This window comes from Bradyrhizobium sp. HKCCYLRH1030 (genome assembly GCF_051168395.1).
Classification (GTDB): Bacteria; Pseudomonadota; Alphaproteobacteria; order Rhizobiales; family Xanthobacteraceae; genus Bradyrhizobium.
The window spans coordinates 326344-344874 of the sequence record NZ_JBNPUY010000004.1 but is presented as its reverse complement, the minus strand read 5'-3'; the positions used below and the strand labels follow the sequence as shown (position 1 = coordinate 344874).

Below are 18531 nucleotides of genomic sequence, written 5' to 3'. Positions count from 1 at the left end.
CTCTCAGATCGACAGCTTGACGTCAGGCTCGGCGCGACCGTGAGCGCCGACCTCGAGAAGGAAAGTCTGGCCATGGCCAGGGTCGGCCGCCTTGGCCGCCGCGTCCATGTCCTGCCAGGCCGACGTGACCAGCAGGCGCGACAGACCGGGGCCGACGAACGCCGGGCAGCTCGCCTGGCTGGCCGGAACCGCGATGCTGCGGAGATGCTCGCCCTGCGGGCTGTAGACATCGACGCAACCGCCGCCCCAGCGTGCGTTCCAGATGCGCCCCTCGGCATCGACGACGGCGCCATCCAGCCCCCCGACGCCGGCATGGCGCAGCAGGACCTCCGGCTCACCGCGCGGCAGGCCCGTCTCCGGGTCGAGTGCGACACGATAGAGGACGTTCTCGTCGGTGTCGGCGAAATAGCCGATCGTGCCATCCGGCGAGAAGCAGATCGCGTTGGGAATGGTGACGTTGGGGAACAGGCGGATGATCTCGCCGCGATGCAGCGCGTAGATCGAGCCCAGGCCGCACTCGGCGTTGCGGCCCATGGTGCCGATCCAGAACGTCCCGGAGGGATGAACCCGGGAGTCGTTCGACCGCGTCGCCGGATTGTCGGCTTCGAGCGGCAGATACAGGGATAGCGCACCGTCGGCGATGCTGCGGATGTAGAGCCCGTCCTCGGCCACGATCAACTGCCTGTTGGCATCGATACGGCCGAGCGCGCTCGCCATCCTGCCGAGGCCGTGGCGGCGGAGTTCGCCGCTGCCGATCTTGGCCTCGAACAGCAGGCCTTCACGAATGTCGAACCACCAGGCGGTGTCGGTGTGGGGATCGTAGGTCGGCCCCTCGCCGAGATGGCAGCGCTCGTCGCAGAGGATCGTGGTCGGCACCTGCTCCATCATGCGGACGCTCCCGCGGTCGAGAAGCGATACACCGTCTCGTGCTTGTAGACGTCATCGGGCGCAAGACGCGCGCTGGGAAAATCCGGACGGTTCGGACTGTCCGGCCAGACCTGCGGCTCCAGGCAGAGCGCGTCGGACTGACGATAGACACGCCCCTTGCCGGTCACGGTCCCGTCAAGATAGTTGCCGGAATAGACCTGCAGGCCGGGCTGATCGGTGAGCAACTCCATGACGCGCCCCGAGCGCGCGGACGCCAGCCGGGCGGCCAAGCGCACCCCCGCCTGCTGTCGAAGGCAGAAATTATGATCGTAGCCGCGACCGCATTTGATCTGCGGGTCGTCAGCGCGGATGCGGGCACCGACCGCATGCGGCTCGCGGAAATCGAACGGCGTGCCGGCGACGGCGTGCGGCGGCCCTTCCAGCGGGATCGCGGTCTCGTCGATCGCAAGATAATGGTCGGCTTCGACGGTCAGACGATGATCAAGGATGTCGCTGCCGGCGGCCAGGCCATCGAGATTGAAGAAGCTGTGGTTGGTCAGGTTGACCACCGTCGTCCGGGTGGTCCGGGCGCTGAAGCTGACAGCCAACTCCATCGGCCCGGTCAACTGATAGGTGACACGAACGTCGAGCCGCCCCGGATAATTGGCCTCGCCGTCGGGACTGACATAGAGCATCGTGACCGAGGGCTGGGCGCCGTCTTCGGTCGCGACGATCTGCCAGAGCTTGCGGTCGAAGCCGTCGGGACCGCCATGCAATGCATGTGCACCATTGTTGGCGTCGAGGCGCAGATCCTGACCGTCGAGCGAAAAGCGCGCCTTGGCGATGCGGTTGGCGTAGCGCCCGACCGTCGCACCGAAGAACTTTCGGAGCTTGACGTAGCTCAGCAAGTCGTCATGACCGAGCACCACGTCATCGACAAGCCCCTGCGCATCCGGCACCAGCAGCGTCTGCAGCGCCGCGCCGTAGGTGATGATCCGCGCCTCGAAACCGTGAGCGCCACGCAAGGTGACGCGCTCGACCTCGCGGCCGTCCGGCAGGCTGCCAAACACATCCCTGGTGATCCGCGCTTCTGCCATCGCTCTAGTCCTCGAACGGCTCGACGAATTGCCGGCGGCCGAGCAGGAACGCATCGGCCACCAGCCGCAGCGGCGCAAGATCGACGTCGCTCGCGCCGGTCTTCGTCAGTTCGACGAAGCGACGATAGAGGCCGGGATATTCGCGTTCCTTCTCGTCGACCATCGGCTGATCGTCCGCGGTCATCCGCGCGCCGCCGAGCGACAGCTTCAACTGCCCGGCGTCGGTCTCGATCCGGATGTCCCAGCTCTGCGGCCCGGTCTGGCGGAAGTCGAACTCGGCCGCGATCGGCAGGTCGCTGGCTGTCGACAGTGACAGGTTGGCCGCGATCGGCGCCTGGCGGTTGGACGGAAACGACAGTTCGGCCTCGGTCAGGAACACCGGCTCGGGCAGGATGCGGGTCAAGATCGACAGCGCGTTGATCCCCGGATCGAACACGCCGAGCCCGCCCGGCTCCCAGATCCAGGCCTGTCCGGGATGCCAGACGCGCACGTCCTCCTTCCAGTCGATCCGCACGCTGCGGATCTGACGCGACGACAGCCACGCGCGCGCCGGCTCGACGGCCGGCGCATAGCGCGAATGCCAGGTCGCGAACAGCGTGCGCTGCTTGGCAGCCGCGAGCGCGATCAATGGATCGAGCTCGCTGACCGCCGCACCCGGCGGCTTTTCCAGCATCACGTGCTTGCCGGCCTCGAGCGCGGCCTGCGCCTGCGCGCGGCGCACCTGCGGCGGCGTGCATAGCGAGACGGCGTCGATCTCCGGCCCGTCGCGCAGCAGCTCCTCGATGGTGCCGAAATGCGGCAGGCCTGGCAGAGAGGCGTTGCGGCTCGCCACCGCCGTCAGGGTCACGCCCTCGGTGGCGGCGATCGCCGGCACGTGCTGATCCCTGGCGATCTTACCGAAGCCGACGATGGCGACACGAAGCTCACTCATCTCTAGCGTCCCCAGCGCAGCACGACTGGGTCGAGCCGGCGCGCAATCTCGATCAGTCCCTTCTGGGTCGCCGGATGAATTGGCGGCTGCGGCGCGCGCAGCGTGTCGTGGCGGATCACGCCGCCCGCCTTCATCAGGATCTTGCAGGTGGCAAGCCCGCACTGTCGGTTCTCGTAGTTGATCAGCGGCAGCCAGCGCTCATAGGCCGCCGCCGCGGCCTCGCGGTCGCCCGCGAAATACGGATCGATGATCTTGCGAATGCCGTCGGGATAGCCGCCGCCGGTCATCGCGCCGGTGGCGCCCGCGTCGAGATCGGCCATCAGGGTGATTGCCTCCTCGCCGTCCCACGGACCTTCGATCGCCGGGCCGCCTGCCTCGATCAGCGCGCGCAACTTGTCGGCCGCGCGCGGCACTTCGATCTTGAAATAAGCAAGATTCTCGATCTCCTTGGCCATGCGCGCCAAGAACGGCACCGATAGCGGCGTGCCGGCGACCGGCGCGTCCTGCACCATGATCGGGATCGAGATCGCGTCGGAGACGCCGCGATAGAATTCATAGATCGAGGTGTCCGGCACGCGGAAGGTCGCGCCGTGATAGGGCGGCATCACCATGACCATGGCAGCGCCCTTCTCCTGCGCCCGGCGCGAACGCTCGGCGCAGACAAAGGTCGAGAAATGCGTCGTGGTGACGATGATCGGCACGCGGCCGGCAACATGCTCCAGCACCGTGGTCATCACCAGATCGCGCTCATCATCGGTCAGCACGAACTGCTCGGAGAAATTGGCGAGGATGCAGATGCCGTGCGAGCCGGCATCGATCATGAAGTCGATCGCTCGCTTCTGGCCTTCGAGGTCGAGACGGCCGTCGGCGTCGAACACGGTCGGCGCCACCGGGAAGACTCCCTTGTAGAGCTTTTTGGCGGAAGCGGTCATGGGCCCCTCTCAGTGATTGTCGCGCGGCACGGGCGAGCCGGTGCGGCCGACGAGGAAATCGAAATCGACGCCGCGATCGGCCTGCAGCACGTGATCGATGTAGAGCTTCTGATAGCCGCGGGCCGCATGCGGCTTCGGCGGCGTCCAGGCGGCGCGGCGTGCGGCCAGTTCCTCGTCGCTGACATGCAGATGCAGCCGGCGCGCGGCGACGTCGAGCGTGATCATGTCGCCGTTCTTCACCAGCGCCAGCGGTCCGCCGACGGTAGCCTCCGGCGCGACATGCAGCACCACCGTGCCGTAGGCCGTGCCGGACATGCGCGCATCGGAGATGCGGATCATGTCGCGCACGCCCTGACGCAGCACTTTCGCAGGCAGCGGCATGTTGCCGACCTCGGCCATGCCCGGATAGCCCTTCGGCCCGCAGTTCTTCAGCACCATGATGCAGGACGCATCGATGTCGAGATTGTCGTCGTCGACCGCGTCATGCATCTCCTCGACGCTCTCGAACACGACCGCGCGTCCCGTATGGTTCATCAGTTCCGGCGAGGCCGCCGACGGCTTGATGACAGCGCCGTTGGGGGCGAGATTGCCGGTGAGAATGGCGATGCCGGCTTCCGTCTTGAACGGGGTCTCGAACGGTGTGATGACCTCGGCGTTCCAGTTCGGAGCCTCGGCGACATTGTCCCACAACGTCTTGCCGTTGACGGTGCGCGCGTCCTTGTGCAGCAGGCCGCGCTCGCCGAGCGCACGCAGCACCGCCGGCAGGCCGCCGGCGTAATAGAAGTCCTCCATCAGGAAGCGGCCCGACGGCATCAGGTCGACCAGGCAATGCACGTCGCGGCAGAGCCGATCGAAATCATCGAGCGTCAGCTCGACGCCGACACGGCCGGCGATCGCGAGCAGATGCACGACGGCATTGGTCGAGCCGCCGATCGCGGCCAGCGTGCGGATCGCGTTCTCGAACGCCTGGCGCGTCAGGATATCCGACGGCTTGAGATCCTCGCCGACCATCTGGACGATGCGCCGTCCGGCCATGCGGGCCAGCAGGTTGCGCCGCGCATCCGCAGCCGGAATCGCCGCATTTTCCGGCAAGCCGATGCCGAGCGCCTCGACCATCGAGGCCATCGTCGAGGCCGTGCCCATGGTCATGCAGCTGCCGGCGGAGCGGTTCATGCCGGCCTCGGCCTCGTGGAATTCCTTCAGCGTGATCTCGCCGGCGCGCAGCTGCTCGCTCATCGAGATGATGTTGGTACCGGAGCCGATGATCTGGCCACGATAGACGCCGCGCAGTTGTGGCCCGCCTGAAACACCGATCGCAGGCAGGTTGGCCGAGGCGGCGCCCATCAAGAGCGCCGGCGTGGTCTTGTCACAGCCCATCAGCAGCACGACGCCGTCGAGCGGGTGGGCGCGGATCGCCTCCTCGACATCCATCGAAGCGAGGTTACGGAACAGCATCGCGGTGGGGCGCATCGTCACCTCGCCGAGCGAGGAGACCGGAAACTCCAGCGGATAGCCGCCGGCATCGAGCACGCCCTGGCGGACATGCTCGGCGATGACGCGGAAATGCGCGTTGCAGGGTGTCAGCTCCGACCAGGTGTTGCAGATGCCGATGACCGGACGGCCCTCGAAGCGATCCTGCGGCGTGCCGCTGTTCTTCAGGAACGAGCGATAATAGAAGCCCATCTTGTCCTGGCGGCCGAACCACGCCTGGCTCCGCAGCGTCTTCTTCTCGTTGTCGTTGCTCATTCCCGGTCCGTTCGTGCAGCCGACTGGGCATGGCGCCGCCGGCCGTTGTAGATGACTTCGATCATGGCCTCGGAGGCGCCCTCGGCGTCTCCATCGGCGATCGCGTCGATGATGCGCTGGTGCCAGACCAGCACGGTGTCGCGATCGGCGGTCTCGATCGGGGCGCTCAGGACGAACGAGGCGCGCAACGCGGCCTCGATGACAGCGCCGATCGAGCGCATGAAGGGATTGCCCGAGGCGTTGGCGACCGCGATGTGCAGCGCAAGATCAGCCTCGGCGAAAGCCACCGATGTCGATGGCTCGCGCTCCATCTGCGCCATCGCCTTGCGCATCGCCGCGACGTCGTCATCCGTACGGCGTTCCGCCGCGAGCGCCGCGGCGCGCGGCTCGATCGCCAACCGGATCTCGGCGAGGTCGGCGAGGAAGCGCTTGTCGATGCCCGCGTCGAGGTGCCAGGCGAGCACGTCGGGATCGAACATGTTCCAGTCCGAGCGTCCGCGCACCACGGTGCCGACGCGGGCCTTGGTCGACAGCAGACCTTTTGCAACGAGGGTCTTCACGCTCTCGCGCAGCACCGGCCGTGAGACGCCGAAGGTCGCGGTCAGCTCGGCATCACCCGGCAGCCGCGCCCCCTCGGCCAGTCGGCCGGAGATGATGTCGATGCCGATGCTGCGGGCGACCTCGGCATGGTTGGAATGCGCGCGCCGGGTCGGAATCGAGACGATGTGCGACGTCGTCATGTCGGCGCCCCCATCGGCTTGGCCCCTGCGGGCTTGACGGATGAGCGGCGCGCGAGCGCCATCAGACCTTGTTGCAACGCAATGAAGACGAACAACAGAACCCCCGTGGCGATCTTGGTCCACCAGCTCGACAGCGTGCCGTCGAAGTTGATGTAGGTCTGGATCATGCCCTGGATCAGGACGCCAAGGAAGGTGCCGATGACCGAGCCTTGTCCGCCCGTCAACAAGGTTCCGCCGATCACCACGGCCGCGATTGTATCGAGCTCGACGCCAACGGCCGAGAGCGAGTAGCCGGCCGCGGTGTAGAACGAGAAGACGATGCCGGCGAGGCCCGCAAGCACGCTCGACAGCATATAAATGCGGATCGTCATCGGCCCGACCGGAATGCCCATCAGGGCTGTCGCCACACGGCTGCCGCCGAGCGCGTAGACGTTGGCGCCAAACCGGGTCAAATGCAGCAGCAACGCGCAGAGCACCAGGATCACGAGCATCGCCATCGCGATCGCGGTGAGCCGTCCGCCGCCTGGCAGCCGGATCGCAAAGTCGGAGACGGCACTGTAGATCGGAGCGGTGATCGGAATCGACTCGGTCGACAGCAGGAAGCTGACGCCGCGCGCCAGGAACATGCCCGCGAGCGTCACGATGAAGGGCGGCAGCTCAAATACGTGAATGACCGCCCCCATCGCGGCGCCGAACAGCGCGCACAGCACGAGCACCATTGCGAACGCGGCAAACGGCGGAATGCCCCAGCGCTCGACCGCCAGAGCCACGAACACCGTCGTGAAGCCGATCACCGAGCCGACCGACAGATCGATGCCGCCGGAGATGATGACGAAGGTCATGCCGGCCGCGACGATGCCGAGGAAGGCGTTGTCGGTGAGCAGATTAGCGACGACGCGGGTCGAGGCGATGTTCGGGAACTGCAGCGCGCACAACGCGAAGCCGGCGACCAGCACGAACGCCGTGATCGCAACCGAGGTCGAGGCCTTCATGGCTTGGTCCTCCGCCAGCGCGCGGTGAAGCGCGAGAGATCGCCGAGCCGCGGCGATTGCGCCAGCAGCACGGCAAGTACGACGACGGCCTTGACCAGCAGATTGAGCTCCGGCGGATAGCCCGACAGCAAAATGCCGGTGTTCATGGCCTGGATGATCAGCGCGCCGGCCACCGCCAGCACCAGGCTGAAGCGGCCGCCAAACAGCGAGGTGCCGCCGATCACGACGGCGAGGATCGCATCGAGCTCGAGCCACAGCCCGGCATTGTTGGCATCCGCCCCCATGATGTCGGCGGCCGCAATGACGCCCGCGAGCGCGGCGCACAGTCCGCACCAGACATAGACCGACAGGATCATGGCGCGGGTGCCGACGCCCGACAGCTCGCTGGCGCGCGCGTTGCCGCCGGTCGCCTCGATCAAGAGCCCGAGCGCGGTGCCGCGCACGACCGCCCCCGTCACCAGCAGCATGCCGATCGCGATCACGACCGGCGTCGGCAGGCCGAGCACGGCGCCGTTGCCCATCCAGACCAGATCGGGCGACGTGAACGTGACGATGCGCCCCTCGGTGATGAGCTGCGCGATGCCGCGTCCTGCGACCATCAGGATGAGCGTTGCGACGATCGGCTGGATACGCAAGAAGGCAACGAGGATGCCGTTCCAGAGCCCGCACACCAGACCGACAGCGAGCGCGGAGCCGATGACCACCGGCAGCGAATGCGTATCGGCGAGGCTCGCCGCGGTAGCGCCCGCGATCGCCATCACGGCACCGACCGAAAGGTCGATGCCTCCGGTCGCGATGACGAGCACCATGCCCAGCGACAGCAGCGCCACCGGCGTGCCGCGGTTCAGGACGTCGATGACGCTGCCGAACAGCCGGCCGTCCTGCAGATGGAGATTGAAGAACTGCGGCGACACCGCGCGATCGATGATCAGGATCAAGATCAGTGCGAGCGCTTGTGCCAGGCCACGGCGGGGAATGCGAAGCGTCATGATGCGGCCTCGCGCACGGACTCGGTATCCGCAGCGATCGCCGCTAGAATGCTGGAGACCTCGACGGCGTCGCCCTTCAGCTCCTCGACATGGGCGCGGTCGCGCAGCACGATGACGCGGTTCGAATAGGTCACGATCTCGTCGAGCTCGGAGGAGATCACAAGCAGCGCCAGCCCCTGCTCGCATAGCTCGCGCACCAGCCGGATGATCTCGGCATGGGCCCCGACGTCGATGCCGCGCGTCGGCTCGTCCAGAACGAGGAGCTTCGGCGACGTGGCGAGCCAGCGCGCCAGCAGCGCCTTCTGCTGGTTGCCGCCCGACAGCAGCCCGATCGGACGTTCCGGATCCGGCGGCCGGATGTCGAGCATGCGGATGTAACGCATCGCGATCTCGTCCTGCTCGCGCCGCGACAGTGGCCGGTGCAGGCCGCGCCGCGCCTGTAGCGCCAGCACGATGTTCTCGCGCACGGTGAGGTCGGCAACGATGCCCTCCGTCTTGCGCTCTTCCGGACAATAGCCGAAGCCGAGCCCGGCGGCATCGCGCGGCGAATTCAGCCGGACGGTCTCGCCGTTGACGGTGGCCGCGCCGCTGTCGGCGCGCTCGGCGCCGAACACGAGCCGTGCCGTTTCGGTGCGTCCGGAGCCGAGCAGGCCGGCGAGCCCGACCACCTCGCCGCGGCGCAGCTCGAGATCGAACGGCGCAAGGTAGCCCTGCTTGCCATAGCCCTTGAAACTGATGCAGACCTCGCGCGCCTTGTCCGGCTGGCTCGCTGCGCGTTCGTGGGTGGTCTCGGCCAGCTCCCGCCCGAGCATCATGCGGATCAGGTCGAGCCGCGGCAGATCGGCAATCTCGCGCGTGCCGATCAGCCGGCCGTTGCGCAGCACCGTGACGCGGTCGCAGATCTCATAGACCTGATCGAGGAAGTGGCTGACGAAGATGATGCCGATGCCATCAGCCGCGAGCTTTCGCATCACCTTGAACAGGATCTCGACCTCGTGGCGGTCGAGGCTCGCCGTGGGCTCGTCGAGAATGAGGACGCGCGCCGACAGATCGACGGCGCGCGCGATCGCCGTGATATGCTGGACCGCGACCGAGTAGCTCGAAAGCGGTGCGCCGACGTCGATGTCCAGCCCATAATCCAGCAGCAGCGCATGCGCGCGCCGCCGCATCTCGGCCTCGCGCACGACGCCGAACCGCGTCGGCTGCCGGCCGAGATACAGATTTTGCGCCACCGAGAGGTTCGGCAGCAGATTGACTTCCTGATAGACGGTGGCGATGCCGGCATCGACCGCGTCCTTGGCCGAGCGCGGCGCGATCTCCCGATCGGCCAGCCGCACGGTGCCGGCGTCCCGCGCGAAAACGCCGGTGACGACCTTGATCAGCGTCGACTTGCCGGCGCCATTCTCGCCGAGCAGCGCGTGGATCTCGCCCTCACCCAGCATGAAGTCGACATCCTGCAGCGCCTTGAGCGCACCGAAGCTCTTGGTGAGGCCGCGGATCTCCAGAAGAGACGGACGCATCGCCGGCGGAGCTGAAGGATCAGACATGACGAACTACTTGGGCAAGACCGGAAAGTCGACGCCCGCACGCGATGCGGGCGCCACGATTGATTTCCGTCGTCCCGGCAACAGCCAGGACGACGGCGAGATCTTCGGCTCAGTAGCCGAGCCCCTTCTTGCTGTCGTAGACCTTCTGCGGATCGTCAGTCGCGGTGTAGAGCTTCGATTCCGTCTGGATCCACTTCGGCGGAACGGTGCCCTTCTCCTTGAAAGCCACGATTGCGTCGAACGCCGGGCCCGCCATGTTCGGCGTCAGCTCGACGGTGGCGTTGGCTTCGCCGGCGGCGATCGCCTTGAAGATGTCCGGCACCGCGTCGATCGAGACGGTCAGGATGTCCTTGCCCGGCTTGAGCCCGGCTTCCTTCATCGCCTGGATGGCGCCGACCATCATGTCGTCGTTGTGGGCATAGACCGCGCAGATCGACTTGCCGCCGTTCTCGGCCTTGATGAAGCTTTCCATCACCTCCTTGCCCTTGGCACGGGTGAAGTCGCCGGTCTGGCTGCGAACGACCTTCAGGTTGGCGTTCTTGGCGACGACGGCGTCAAAGCCCTTCTTGCGGTTGGTGGCGACGCTGGCGCCGACCGTGCCCTGCAGCTCGACGACGTTGCAGGCCTTGCCGCCGACCGTCTTGGCGAGCCACTCGCCTGCCACCTCGCCCTCGTGCACACTGTCGGAGGTGACGGCTGTCAGATAGAGGTCCTTGCCGGAGGGATCGATGTCGCGGTCGAGCAGCACGACCGGGATCTTGGCTTCCTTGGCTTCCTTCAGCACCGCGTCCCAGCCGGAGGCCACGACCGGTGCGAGGAAGATCGCGTCCACGCCCTGGGCGATGAAGGAGCGGATCGCCTTGATCTGGTTCTCCTGCTTCTGCTGGGCGTCGGCGATCTTCAGATTGATCTTGCGCTTGGCGGCTTCAGATTTCGAGACCGAGGTCTCGGCGGCGCGCCAACCGGACTCCGATCCGATCTGCGAGAAGCCGACGGTCAGCTCAGCGGCGCCAGCAGACGTGGCAAGCAACAAGGCGGCCGTTGCCGAGGCCGCAAAGAGGGCTTTCAGGGTCATCAGACGTTCTCTCCCAAAAAGGTACTGTTTTTTGATGCGCCGCCGCGAACAGCGGTGCCGACGCACCTATTCACCCGCCTCGACGGCCGGTGACGTCCGTTATTCCACGGAACACTTGGGATGACTAGTCATATTATTTGACTGTAATACTTTTTGAGAATGACAAGCGCCGACGGAGGCCTACGCTGCCGAAGATGAACGTCGGACACAAACAAAATTTTAAGTTGTGGACAGGCCAGATCAGCGCAGCTTCGTCGCCTCGCGGGCGCGCTGCTCGATCGCAGCCCAGGCACCGGCCTTGATGTCGGCCGCGGGGGCGACCCAGGAGCCGCCGATCGCAACGACCTTCTTATGCGCCAGCCATTGCGCAGCGTTGCCGGCATTGATGCCGCCCGTCGGGCAGAACCGTACGTTGGGGAACGGCCCGGCCAGCGCATCCAGCGCGGCGAGCCCACCGGCCGGCACCGCAGGAAAGAACTTCACCAGCTCATAGCCGCGCGTCACGCAGGCGATGAGATCAGAGGCGGTCTGAATGCCCGGCGCGAACGGCATTTCGCCCGCATTCGCGGCATCGAGCAGGCCGATCGACAGGCCCGGGCTGATCGCGAAGGCTGCACCGAGCCCGACGGCGCGCTCGTAGTCCGCCGGCGTCAGCACCGTGCCGATGCCGACAACGGCGTCCGGCACCTCATCGATGATCGCGCGTGCGGCATCGAGCCCCGCCTGCGTCCGCAAGGTGATCTCGATGACGCGGAGACCGCCGCTAACGAGCGCGCGCGCAAGCGGCACGGCATGCGCGGCGTCCTCGATCGTGATCACCGGAATCACCGGCGCCAGAGCGAACACCGCATCGAGCTTCGTGCGCTTGTCCAAATTGTTCATCATGCCTCGCTCATCGTCAGAATGTCCCGCGGCATCGCGGTGGCCGGGATCACGGCTCCCGGCGCCATGATCACGGCGCCGGCAAGCCGGTGGCCGGCCAACGCCGCCTTGCGGGGCGGCGCGCCCTTGATGCGCGCGGCGAGATAACCCGCATTGAAGGAATCGCCGGCCGCCGTGGTGTCGATCGGCTTGAGCACCGCAGGCGGCGCGATGTCGACCAGCACACCATCGGCATGGATCAGGCAGCCGCGTGCGCCGCGCTTGACGACGACCTCGCCGACCCCGGCTTCCTTGAAGCGGCGCAGGCTGACGGAGGCGTCGGCATCGCCGAACAGCATCTGCTCATCCTCGAGCGTCGGCAGCGCAACGTCGACCAGCGGCAGGATCGCGCGGAACGCGCGCTGCGCCACCTCGCGGCTGGCCCAGCCGCGCGGCCGGTAGTTGCCGTCGAAGACCACACGCGCGCCGCGCTTGCGCGCCACCGTCAAGAGCTCACGCAGCTTGGCCTTGCCGGTCTCGCCATAGAGCGAGAGGCTGATGCCGGAGAGATAGATCCAGTCGAAGCGGGAGAGCCTGTCGAGCATGTCGCGGTCGGCGCGATCGAACAGCTCGCGCGCCGGCGCGCGGTCGCGCCAATAGAGGAAGCTGCGCTCGCCCCGGGCATCGCGCTCGATCATGTACAGGCCGGGCACGCGGCCCTCGACCTGCAGCACCTCCGAGGTGTCGATGCCCTCGGCCTGCCAGGCCGCCAGCATCATAGCGCTCAAGGGATCATCGCCGAGCGCCGTGACGTAGGAGGTGGGCACGCCGAGCCGGGCCAGATAGAGCGCCGTGTTGAGCGTGTCGCCGCCGAAGCCGCGCCGGAACAGCGAGCCGTCCTCCTGCGCAAACTCCACCATGCACTCTCCGATGCAGGCGACTTTCATCGGCGTCAATCCATCCATCAAAACGTCAAATGAACCTTCATCGACCGGCTTCGATCGCTGGCGAGCTCGAAGGCGGCGACCGCCTGCTCGAATGGCAGCGCAGCCGAGATCAGCGGCTTGACGTCCAGCAGCCCCTCGCCCATCAGCCGCAGCGCCAGCTCGAATTCGCGGTCGAACCGGAACGTGCCGCGCAATTGCAGCTCCTTCGTGACCAGCGTGTTGACCGGCAAGGTCATCTCGCCGCCGAGCCCAAGCTGGACGATGACGCCGCCGGGCCTCATGACGTCGAGCGCCGCCCGCAGGGCGGCCTGGTTGCCGGAGGCCTCGAACAACACGTCGAACGTGCCCTTCCCGCTCCGCCACGGATCGAGCGCCGACGGCTCCGCCCCGACATTGAACGCATGGCTGGCGCCGAGCGTGCGCGCCATCGCAAGCGGCGCGTCGGCGACGTCGGTCGCCACGATCTCGGCTGCGCCGCCGTAACGCGCGACCAGGATCGACAGCGCTCCGATCGGGCCGCAGCCGGTCACCAGCACGCGCTTGCCGAGCAGCGAACCGGCCTGGTGCGCGGCATGCAGGCAGACCGACAGCGGCTCGGCCATCGCGGCCTCTCCCAGCGACAACGACGGCGCGATCGGCACCGCCTGTGAGGCATCCACGGTGACGAACTCGCGGAAGCCGCCCTGCACGTGGGGATCGCGCATCGCGCTGCCCATGAAGCGCATGTCCAGGCACTGGTTGCGCCGCCCCTCGCGGCAATAGGCGCATTTGCCGCACGGCAGGCTCGGATTGACGGCGACGCGCGTGCCCTCGGCGAGGCCGGTCACGCCGGCACCGACCGCGGCGACGTGGCCTGCGATCTCATGACCCAGCGCCATCGGCTGCTTGATGCGGACCGTGCCGAAGCCGCCGTGATGGTAGTAATGCAGATCCGAGCCGCAGATGCCGCCGGCCTCGATCTTGACCCGGACCTCGCCGGGTCCCGGCGCCGGATCGGGAAAGCTGTCGATGCGCAGATCTTTCGGCGCGTGAATGACGACCGCACGCATGGCCGGCCTCCCTGTCTCGTGTCTTCCGCGATCCTACATCGCCGCCAGCATGCCGCCATCGACATAGATGGTCTGGCCGTTGACATAGGTCGACGCGTCGGAGGCCAGGAAGATCGCGGTGCCGACCAGTTCGTCGGGACGACCCCAGCGCTTCGCCGGGACGCGCGACATCAGCCAGTTGTTGAAGTCGGGGTTGCTCATCAGCGCCTGGTTCATGTCGGTCAGCATGTAGCCGGGACCGATCGCATTGGCCTGGATGCCGTGCGCGGCCCATTCGACGGCCATCGCGCGGGTCAGGTTGCGGATGCCGCCCTTGGCCGTGGTGTAGGGCCCGATCGTCGGCCTTGCCAGCTCGCTGCCGAGCGAGCCGATGTTGATGATCTTGCCGCTGTTGCGCGGAATCATCCGCTTGGCGGCCTCGCGCCCGATCACGAACGCGCTGGTGAGGTTGGTCTCGATGACGCGGCGCCACTCGTCGGTGGTGAACTCGACCAGCGGCTTGCGGTGCTGGATGCCGGCATTGTTGACGAGGATGTCGATCGCGATCCCCTGGTCATCGAAACGCGCGAAGGCGCTGACCACGGCCTGCTCATCGGTCACGTCGAACGGGCAGGCCTCGGCCTGATGGCCCGCGGCGCGGAATTCTTCCGCCACCGCCAGCGTGCGCGCCGGGTCGGTGCCGTTGATGACGAGCCGCGCCCCGGCCTTGGCAAGGCCTTCGGCAATAGCGCGGCCGAGGCCGCGGGAGGAGCCGGTCACCAGCGCGGTCTTGCCGGAGAGATCGAAGAGCGAGGTCGACATCTGTTCAACTCGTGGACGACGTTCCGGCTGGCATCCTCGTTGACGGACAGCGCGCTGACAAGCGCGTTATCCGGCCCTGCCGATCAAACCGGGAGACGGTTAATGGCCGCGACGGCGGTCATCACCCCGCGGATCTCGGCGAGGCCCTTGAGCCGGCCAACCAGCGGATAGCCGGGATGCGTGCCGCGGCCGATGTCGTCGACCAGCTCATGACCGTGATCGGGGCGGAACGGTATCCGCCAGTCCGGATCGCCCTCGGCCTTGCGGCGCGCCTGCTCCTTGAGCAGCGTCGTCACGATCGCAACCATGTCGACATCGCCGCGCAGATGCTCGGCCTCCATGAACGAGCCGTCGAGCATCTTGGTGACGTTGCGCAGATGGACGAAGCGGATGTGCGGGGCGAACCGCTCGGCAAGCCGCGGCACGTTGTTGTGGCCGCCGGCGCCGAGCGCGCCGGTGCAGAACGTGATGCCATTGGCCTTCGACGGGACGGCATCGACGATGAACTGCAGATCCTCGGCTGACGACACCACGCGCGGCAGGCCGAACAGGTCGCGCGGCGGATCGTCGGGATGGACGCACAGGCTGACACCGTACTCCTCCGCCACCGGCACCACCTCGCGCAGGAAGCGCGCGTAGTTGGCGCGCAGCTCGGCATGGCCGATGCCGCGATATTTCTCCAGCATGCGGCGCAGGCCGGGCACGTCATAGCGGTCATAGGCGCCGGGCAACCCGGCCATGATGGTCGCGAGCAGCCGGTCCTTGTCGGCTTCGGAGGCCTGCGCCACCCAGGCCCTGGCGCGGTCGAGCACGTCGGAGGAGAATTCCGCCTCGGCGCCGGGCCGCTGCAGGATGTAGCAGTCGAACGCCGCCAGGCGATCCATGTCGAAGCGGAGCGCGGTGGCGCCGCCCGGCAGGCGGAAGGCGAGCTCGGTGCGGGTCCAGTCCAGCACCGCCATGAAATTGTAGCAGACGGTGGTGACGCCGCAGGCGGCGAGGTTGCGCAGCGACTGGCGGTAGTTGTCGAACAAGGACGTCAGATCGCCCTCGCCCAGCTTGATGGCCTCGGAGACCGGCAGGCTCTCGACCACGCTCCAGCGCAGCCGCAGCGATGAATCGCCTTCGATCAAGCCGATGCGCCTGATGATCTCATCGGTGCTCCACACCACGCCGTAGGGAATGTGATGCAGCGCCGTCACGATGCCGGTCGCGCCGGTCTGGCGAACCTGCGGCAAGGTGATGGGATCATCGGGTCCGAACCAGCGCCACGTCTGTTCCATGTCGTCACCTTCCAGAATGAATCAAGCGCGCGATCAGCGCCGCCGCCGTGCCCGCGTGCGCGGTTCGGCCTGCGACATCTCCTCCTGCCGGGCAAAAATGCCGTCAGCGCGGCGAAACACCTCGCGCAGATGCCGGCGCATCGCCGCGACCGCCTGGGCCTCGTTGCAGGCGGCCAGCCCGTCCAGGATCTCCTGATGCTGCGCGATCAGGAGCGGAATATGGCCGGCATCCTCGATCAAGGTCAGATGGCGGACGCGGTCGAAATGGATCTTGGTCTGACGGATCACCTGCCAGACATGGGGATGCCGGCTGGTGCGGGCAATCGTCTGATGGAACGCCTCGTCATGGACGTAGAACTCCGCCGGCGTCGCCGCCGCCTTCTGCTTGTCGATCAGCTCGGTCAGCTCGCGCAGCGCCGTCGCATCGATGTAGCGGACGGCCTCGGCAACCAGCGCACATTCGAGATGCTCGCGGATGAACTGCGCCTCGCCGAACGCCTCGCGCGACACCGGCGCCACCACGCTGCCGCTTTGCGGATAGATGCGCACGAGGTCTACATCGGCGAGCTTGATCAGCGCCTCGCGCACCGGCGTGCGGCTGACGCCGAGCCGCTCGCACAGATCGAGTTCGGCCATCGGCGTGCCCGGCGGCAGCGCGCCGGAGACGATGTCCTCGAGCAGCCGCTCGTAGACCTGGTCGGCGAGCCGCCGGCCGGCCTTGCCGTCCAGTCGTGTCAGCGGTGTCAGATCGTCATCCATGACGGCAGTCTACCCGATTCACAGGAAGCCGATCGAGATCCACGGCAGGAACACGATCAAGAGCAGCGCAACGACGAGTGCGGCGAGATGCGGCCAGACGTGGCGGATGACCTCGTCCGGCGAGGCGCGGCCGATGGCGCAGGCGAGATAGAAGCCGACGCCGAAAGGCGGCGTGAACAGGCCGAGCCCCATCGCGAACACCGCGATGATGGCGTAGTGCACCTCGTGCACGCCCATCATGCGCGCGATCGGGAACAGCAGCGGCCCGAACAGCACCACCGCCGGCACGCCCTCGAGCACGCTGCCGAGCACGACGAAGGCGAGCGCCGAAATCAGCAGGAAGCCCCAGCGGCCGCCGGGCGCGGCCACCATGAGGTCGACGAGCTGCTGCGAGAAGCCGGACTGGGTCAGCGCCCAGGCCATGCCGGTCGCAGCCCCCACCACCAGCAGGATAGCGCCGGACAGCGAGGCCGTATCGACCAGGATGGGATACACCCGCTTCCAGTCGAACTGGCGATAGACGAAGATACCGACCAGCACGGTGTAGATGACGCCGATCGCCGCGACCTCGGTCGCGGTGGCGACGCCCTCGACCACAGCCGAGCGGATCACGATCGGCAGACCGAGACCGGGAATAGAGATCGCAAACAGCCGCAGCCGCGTCTTGGCATCGAAACGCTGCGCGCCGCTCATGTCCTCCTTGCGCGTCTGCAGGAAGACGACGACGGAGAGTGCGATCAGGCCGACCACCGCCGGCAGCAGCCCGCCGGTGAACAGCGCCGCGATCGACACGCCCGTCACCGATCCGACCGTGATCAGCACGATCGAGGGCGGGATCGTTTCCGACATAACGGCCGAGGCCGACAGCAGCGACACCAGGTCGCCTTCCGAGCTGCCGCGCTGCTTCATCTCGGGAAACAGCGCCGGCGCAACCGCTGCCATGTCGGCCGCCTTGGCGCCGGAGATGCCGGAGACCAGGTACATCGCGCCGAGCAGCACATATTGCAGGCCACCGCGCAGATGGCCGATGAGCGAAACCAGGAACAGGATCATCGCCCGCGCCAGCCCGGCGATCTCGATCAGCGCACCCAGCAGCACGAACATCGGCACCGCCAGCAGCACCATGTGCGACATGCCCTCGCTGACCCGGCCGGGAACGATCAGGACCGGCACGGTGGTGCTGAAATGCAGATAGGCCACGGTGGCGAGCAGGAAGGTGAAGGCGATCGGCGTGCCGATCACCATGGCGCTGGCGACGAGCACAAAGAAGAAGATGAACAGATTGTAGTTGCCGAGATCCTCCAGCACAGGTGCGGCCGCATAGAGCGCCCCTGCACCGGCGAGCACCAGGGCCAGAGCGCCGACGATCTGCATGAGGCTCGCCTGCTGGATCAGCCGGTCGACCGCGGTGAGCAGCAGCAGCAGCACGCCGACCAGCATCGCGGCCTCGCGATAGCCTTCGCTGATCTCGAGCACGGGCATCCGGCTGATCAGGTGGCTTTCGAGGTGGTGCCAGGACGGCATCACCAGCGCGACCAGCACGGTGCAGACCAGCATCAGGCCGAGCGCGTCGGTGCGCGCCCGCCACGCCGGCGACAGATTGCGGACGAAGGCGGTGAGCCGCATGTGCTCGGCGCGTCGCAATGCGACGACGGCGCCGAGCATCGCCAACCACACGAACAGCACGGTGGCGAGTTCGTCGGACCAGATCAGCGGAGCATTGAACACGTAGCGCGCGGCCGTCGCCGCGCCGAGCAGGACCAGCTCGGCGACGACGAGCGCTGCCGCCAGCGCCTCGACGGCGCGGCCTAGCAGATGATCGAAACGCGCAAAGGCGCCATTCGACGGCACCGAGGTCGTCGCGGTCATGTCAACGGCCATTCCACCCTCCCCGCAAGATCCTGCTGATGTCCGCGCA

17 protein-coding genes are annotated in these 18531 nt (G+C 67.1%); all 17 read right to left on the bottom strand.

The features are described from left to right. Window positions 1-3: 3 nt before the first annotated feature. Complete coding sequence (locus tag ACQR1E_RS14695; RefSeq protein ID WP_315750448.1) at window positions 4-885, bottom strand: SMP-30/gluconolactonase/LRE family protein; 882 nt, start codon at window positions 883-885, stop codon at window positions 4-6. Then, window positions 885-1964 (bottom strand): aldose epimerase family protein, encoded by a 1080-nt coding sequence (locus ACQR1E_RS14690; protein ID WP_315750335.1) that lies wholly within the window; start codon window positions 1962-1964, stop codon window positions 885-887. Before ACQR1E_RS14690 ends, ACQR1E_RS14695 begins: the two co-directional genes overlap by 1 nt. Window positions 1965-1968: 4 nt before the next feature. Continuing rightward, window positions 1969-2895 carry a Gfo/Idh/MocA family protein gene (locus tag ACQR1E_RS14685; protein WP_315718205.1) on the bottom strand — a complete coding sequence of 309 codons (927 nt, stop codon included), beginning with the start codon at window positions 2893-2895 and terminating at the stop codon, window positions 1969-1971. A gap of 2 nt (window positions 2896-2897) precedes the next feature. Continuing rightward, window positions 2898-3827, bottom strand: coding sequence for a dihydrodipicolinate synthase family protein (locus ACQR1E_RS14680; RefSeq protein WP_315718204.1), 930 nt, complete (start codon window positions 3825-3827; stop codon window positions 2898-2900). 9 nt (window positions 3828-3836) lie between these two features. Next, window positions 3837-5573, bottom strand: coding sequence for an IlvD/Edd family dehydratase (locus ACQR1E_RS14675; RefSeq protein WP_315718202.1), 1737 nt, complete (start codon window positions 5571-5573; stop codon window positions 3837-3839). Beyond that, window positions 5570-6313, bottom strand: a complete 744-nt coding sequence (locus ACQR1E_RS14670; protein ID WP_315827042.1) for a FadR/GntR family transcriptional regulator — start codon at window positions 6311-6313, stop codon at window positions 5570-5572. Before ACQR1E_RS14670 ends, ACQR1E_RS14675 begins: the two co-directional genes overlap by 4 nt. After that, a complete protein-coding gene (yjfF, locus tag ACQR1E_RS14665) occupies window positions 6310-7305 on the bottom strand; it encodes a galactofuranose ABC transporter, permease protein YjfF (RefSeq protein WP_315718200.1) in 996 nt (331 codons plus the stop codon). The genes ACQR1E_RS14670 and yjfF overlap by 4 nt, the downstream gene beginning before the upstream one ends. After that, entirely contained in the window at window positions 7302-8294 is a 993-nt protein-coding gene (locus tag ACQR1E_RS14660) for an ABC transporter permease (RefSeq protein WP_315718199.1), read from the bottom strand. Before ACQR1E_RS14660 ends, yjfF begins: the two co-directional genes overlap by 4 nt. After that, the gene (locus ACQR1E_RS14655; protein ID WP_316175846.1) at window positions 8291-9841 is read right to left on the bottom strand and encodes a sugar ABC transporter ATP-binding protein; all 1551 of its coding nucleotides are present in this window, start codon (window positions 9839-9841) and stop codon (window positions 8291-8293) included. The genes ACQR1E_RS14660 and ACQR1E_RS14655 overlap by 4 nt, the downstream gene beginning before the upstream one ends. Window positions 9842-9950: 109 nt before the next feature. Further along, complete coding sequence (gene ytfQ, locus ACQR1E_RS14650; RefSeq protein ID WP_315718196.1) at window positions 9951-10916, bottom strand: galactofuranose ABC transporter, galactofuranose-binding protein YtfQ; 966 nt, start codon at window positions 10914-10916, stop codon at window positions 9951-9953. Between the two features lie 240 nt (window positions 10917-11156). Continuing rightward, the gene (gene eda / locus ACQR1E_RS14645) at window positions 11157-11801 is read right to left on the bottom strand and encodes a bifunctional 4-hydroxy-2-oxoglutarate aldolase/2-dehydro-3-deoxy-phosphogluconate aldolase (protein WP_315750329.1); all 645 of its coding nucleotides are present in this window, start codon (window positions 11799-11801) and stop codon (window positions 11157-11159) included. Then, window positions 11798-12694: a sugar kinase gene (locus tag ACQR1E_RS14640; RefSeq protein ID WP_409977992.1), complete on the bottom strand. Its 897-nt coding sequence runs from the start codon at window positions 12692-12694 to the stop codon at window positions 11798-11800. Before ACQR1E_RS14640 ends, eda begins: the two co-directional genes overlap by 4 nt. Window positions 12695-12741: 47 nt before the next feature. Next, window positions 12742-13773 carry an L-idonate 5-dehydrogenase gene (locus ACQR1E_RS14635; RefSeq protein WP_316226324.1) on the bottom strand — a complete coding sequence of 344 codons (1032 nt, stop codon included), beginning with the start codon at window positions 13771-13773 and terminating at the stop codon, window positions 12742-12744. Window positions 13774-13806: 33 nt separating this feature from the next. Then, window positions 13807-14574: a glucose 1-dehydrogenase gene (locus ACQR1E_RS14630; protein WP_434897210.1), complete on the bottom strand. Its 768-nt coding sequence runs from the start codon at window positions 14572-14574 to the stop codon at window positions 13807-13809. A gap of 83 nt (window positions 14575-14657) precedes the next feature. Beyond that, window positions 14658-15854, bottom strand: a complete 1197-nt coding sequence (gene uxuA, locus ACQR1E_RS14625) for a mannonate dehydratase (RefSeq protein WP_434897209.1) — start codon at window positions 15852-15854, stop codon at window positions 14658-14660. Window positions 15855-15887: 33 nt separating this feature from the next. Beyond that, complete coding sequence (locus tag ACQR1E_RS14620) at window positions 15888-16613, bottom strand: GntR family transcriptional regulator (protein WP_315718189.1); 726 nt, start codon at window positions 16611-16613, stop codon at window positions 15888-15890. A gap of 18 nt (window positions 16614-16631) precedes the next feature. After that, window positions 16632-18494: a TRAP transporter large permease gene (locus tag ACQR1E_RS14615; RefSeq protein WP_434897208.1), complete on the bottom strand. Its 1863-nt coding sequence runs from the start codon at window positions 18492-18494 to the stop codon at window positions 16632-16634. Window positions 18495-18531 lie beyond the last annotated feature (37 nt).

Coding starts and splice junctions, on each gene's coding strand:
- ACQR1E_RS14635 (WP_316226324.1), bottom strand. CDS start 13,773: ATGCGTGCGGTCGTCATTCACGCGCCGAAAGATCTGCGCATCGACAGC.
- ACQR1E_RS14615 (WP_434897208.1), bottom strand. CDS start 18,494: ATGGCCGTTGACATGACCGCGACGACCTCGGTGCCGTCGAATGGCGCC.
- uxuA (WP_434897209.1), bottom strand. CDS start 15,854: ATGGAACAGACGTGGCGCTGGTTCGGACCCGATGATCCCATCACCTTG.
- yjfF (WP_315718200.1), bottom strand. CDS start 7,305: ATGAAGGCCTCGACCTCGGTTGCGATCACGGCGTTCGTGCTGGTCGCC.
- ACQR1E_RS14670 (WP_315827042.1), bottom strand. CDS start 6,313: ATGACGACGTCGCACATCGTCTCGATTCCGACCCGGCGCGCGCATTCC.
- ACQR1E_RS14660 (WP_315718199.1), bottom strand. CDS start 8,294: ATGACGCTTCGCATTCCCCGCCGTGGCCTGGCACAAGCGCTCGCACTG.
- ACQR1E_RS14675 (WP_315718202.1), bottom strand. CDS start 5,573: ATGAGCAACGACAACGAGAAGAAGACGCTGCGGAGCCAGGCGTGGTTC.
- ACQR1E_RS14655 (WP_316175846.1), bottom strand. CDS start 9,841: ATGTCTGATCCTTCAGCTCCGCCGGCGATGCGTCCGTCTCTTCTGGAG.
- ACQR1E_RS14690 (WP_315750335.1), bottom strand. CDS start 1,964: ATGGCAGAAGCGCGGATCACCAGGGATGTGTTTGGCAGCCTGCCGGAC.
- ACQR1E_RS14680 (WP_315718204.1), bottom strand. CDS start 3,827: ATGACCGCTTCCGCCAAAAAGCTCTACAAGGGAGTCTTCCCGGTGGCG.
- ACQR1E_RS14620 (WP_315718189.1), bottom strand. CDS start 16,613: ATGGATGACGATCTGACACCGCTGACACGACTGGACGGCAAGGCCGGC.
- ACQR1E_RS14685 (WP_315718205.1), bottom strand. CDS start 2,895: ATGAGTGAGCTTCGTGTCGCCATCGTCGGCTTCGGTAAGATCGCCAGG.
- ytfQ (WP_315718196.1), bottom strand. CDS start 10,916: ATGACCCTGAAAGCCCTCTTTGCGGCCTCGGCAACGGCCGCCTTGTTG.
- ACQR1E_RS14695 (WP_315750448.1), bottom strand. CDS start 885: ATGGAGCAGGTGCCGACCACGATCCTCTGCGACGAGCGCTGCCATCTC.
- ACQR1E_RS14630 (WP_434897210.1), bottom strand. CDS start 14,574: ATGTCGACCTCGCTCTTCGATCTCTCCGGCAAGACCGCGCTGGTGACC.
- eda (WP_315750329.1), bottom strand. CDS start 11,801: ATGATGAACAATTTGGACAAGCGCACGAAGCTCGATGCGGTGTTCGCT.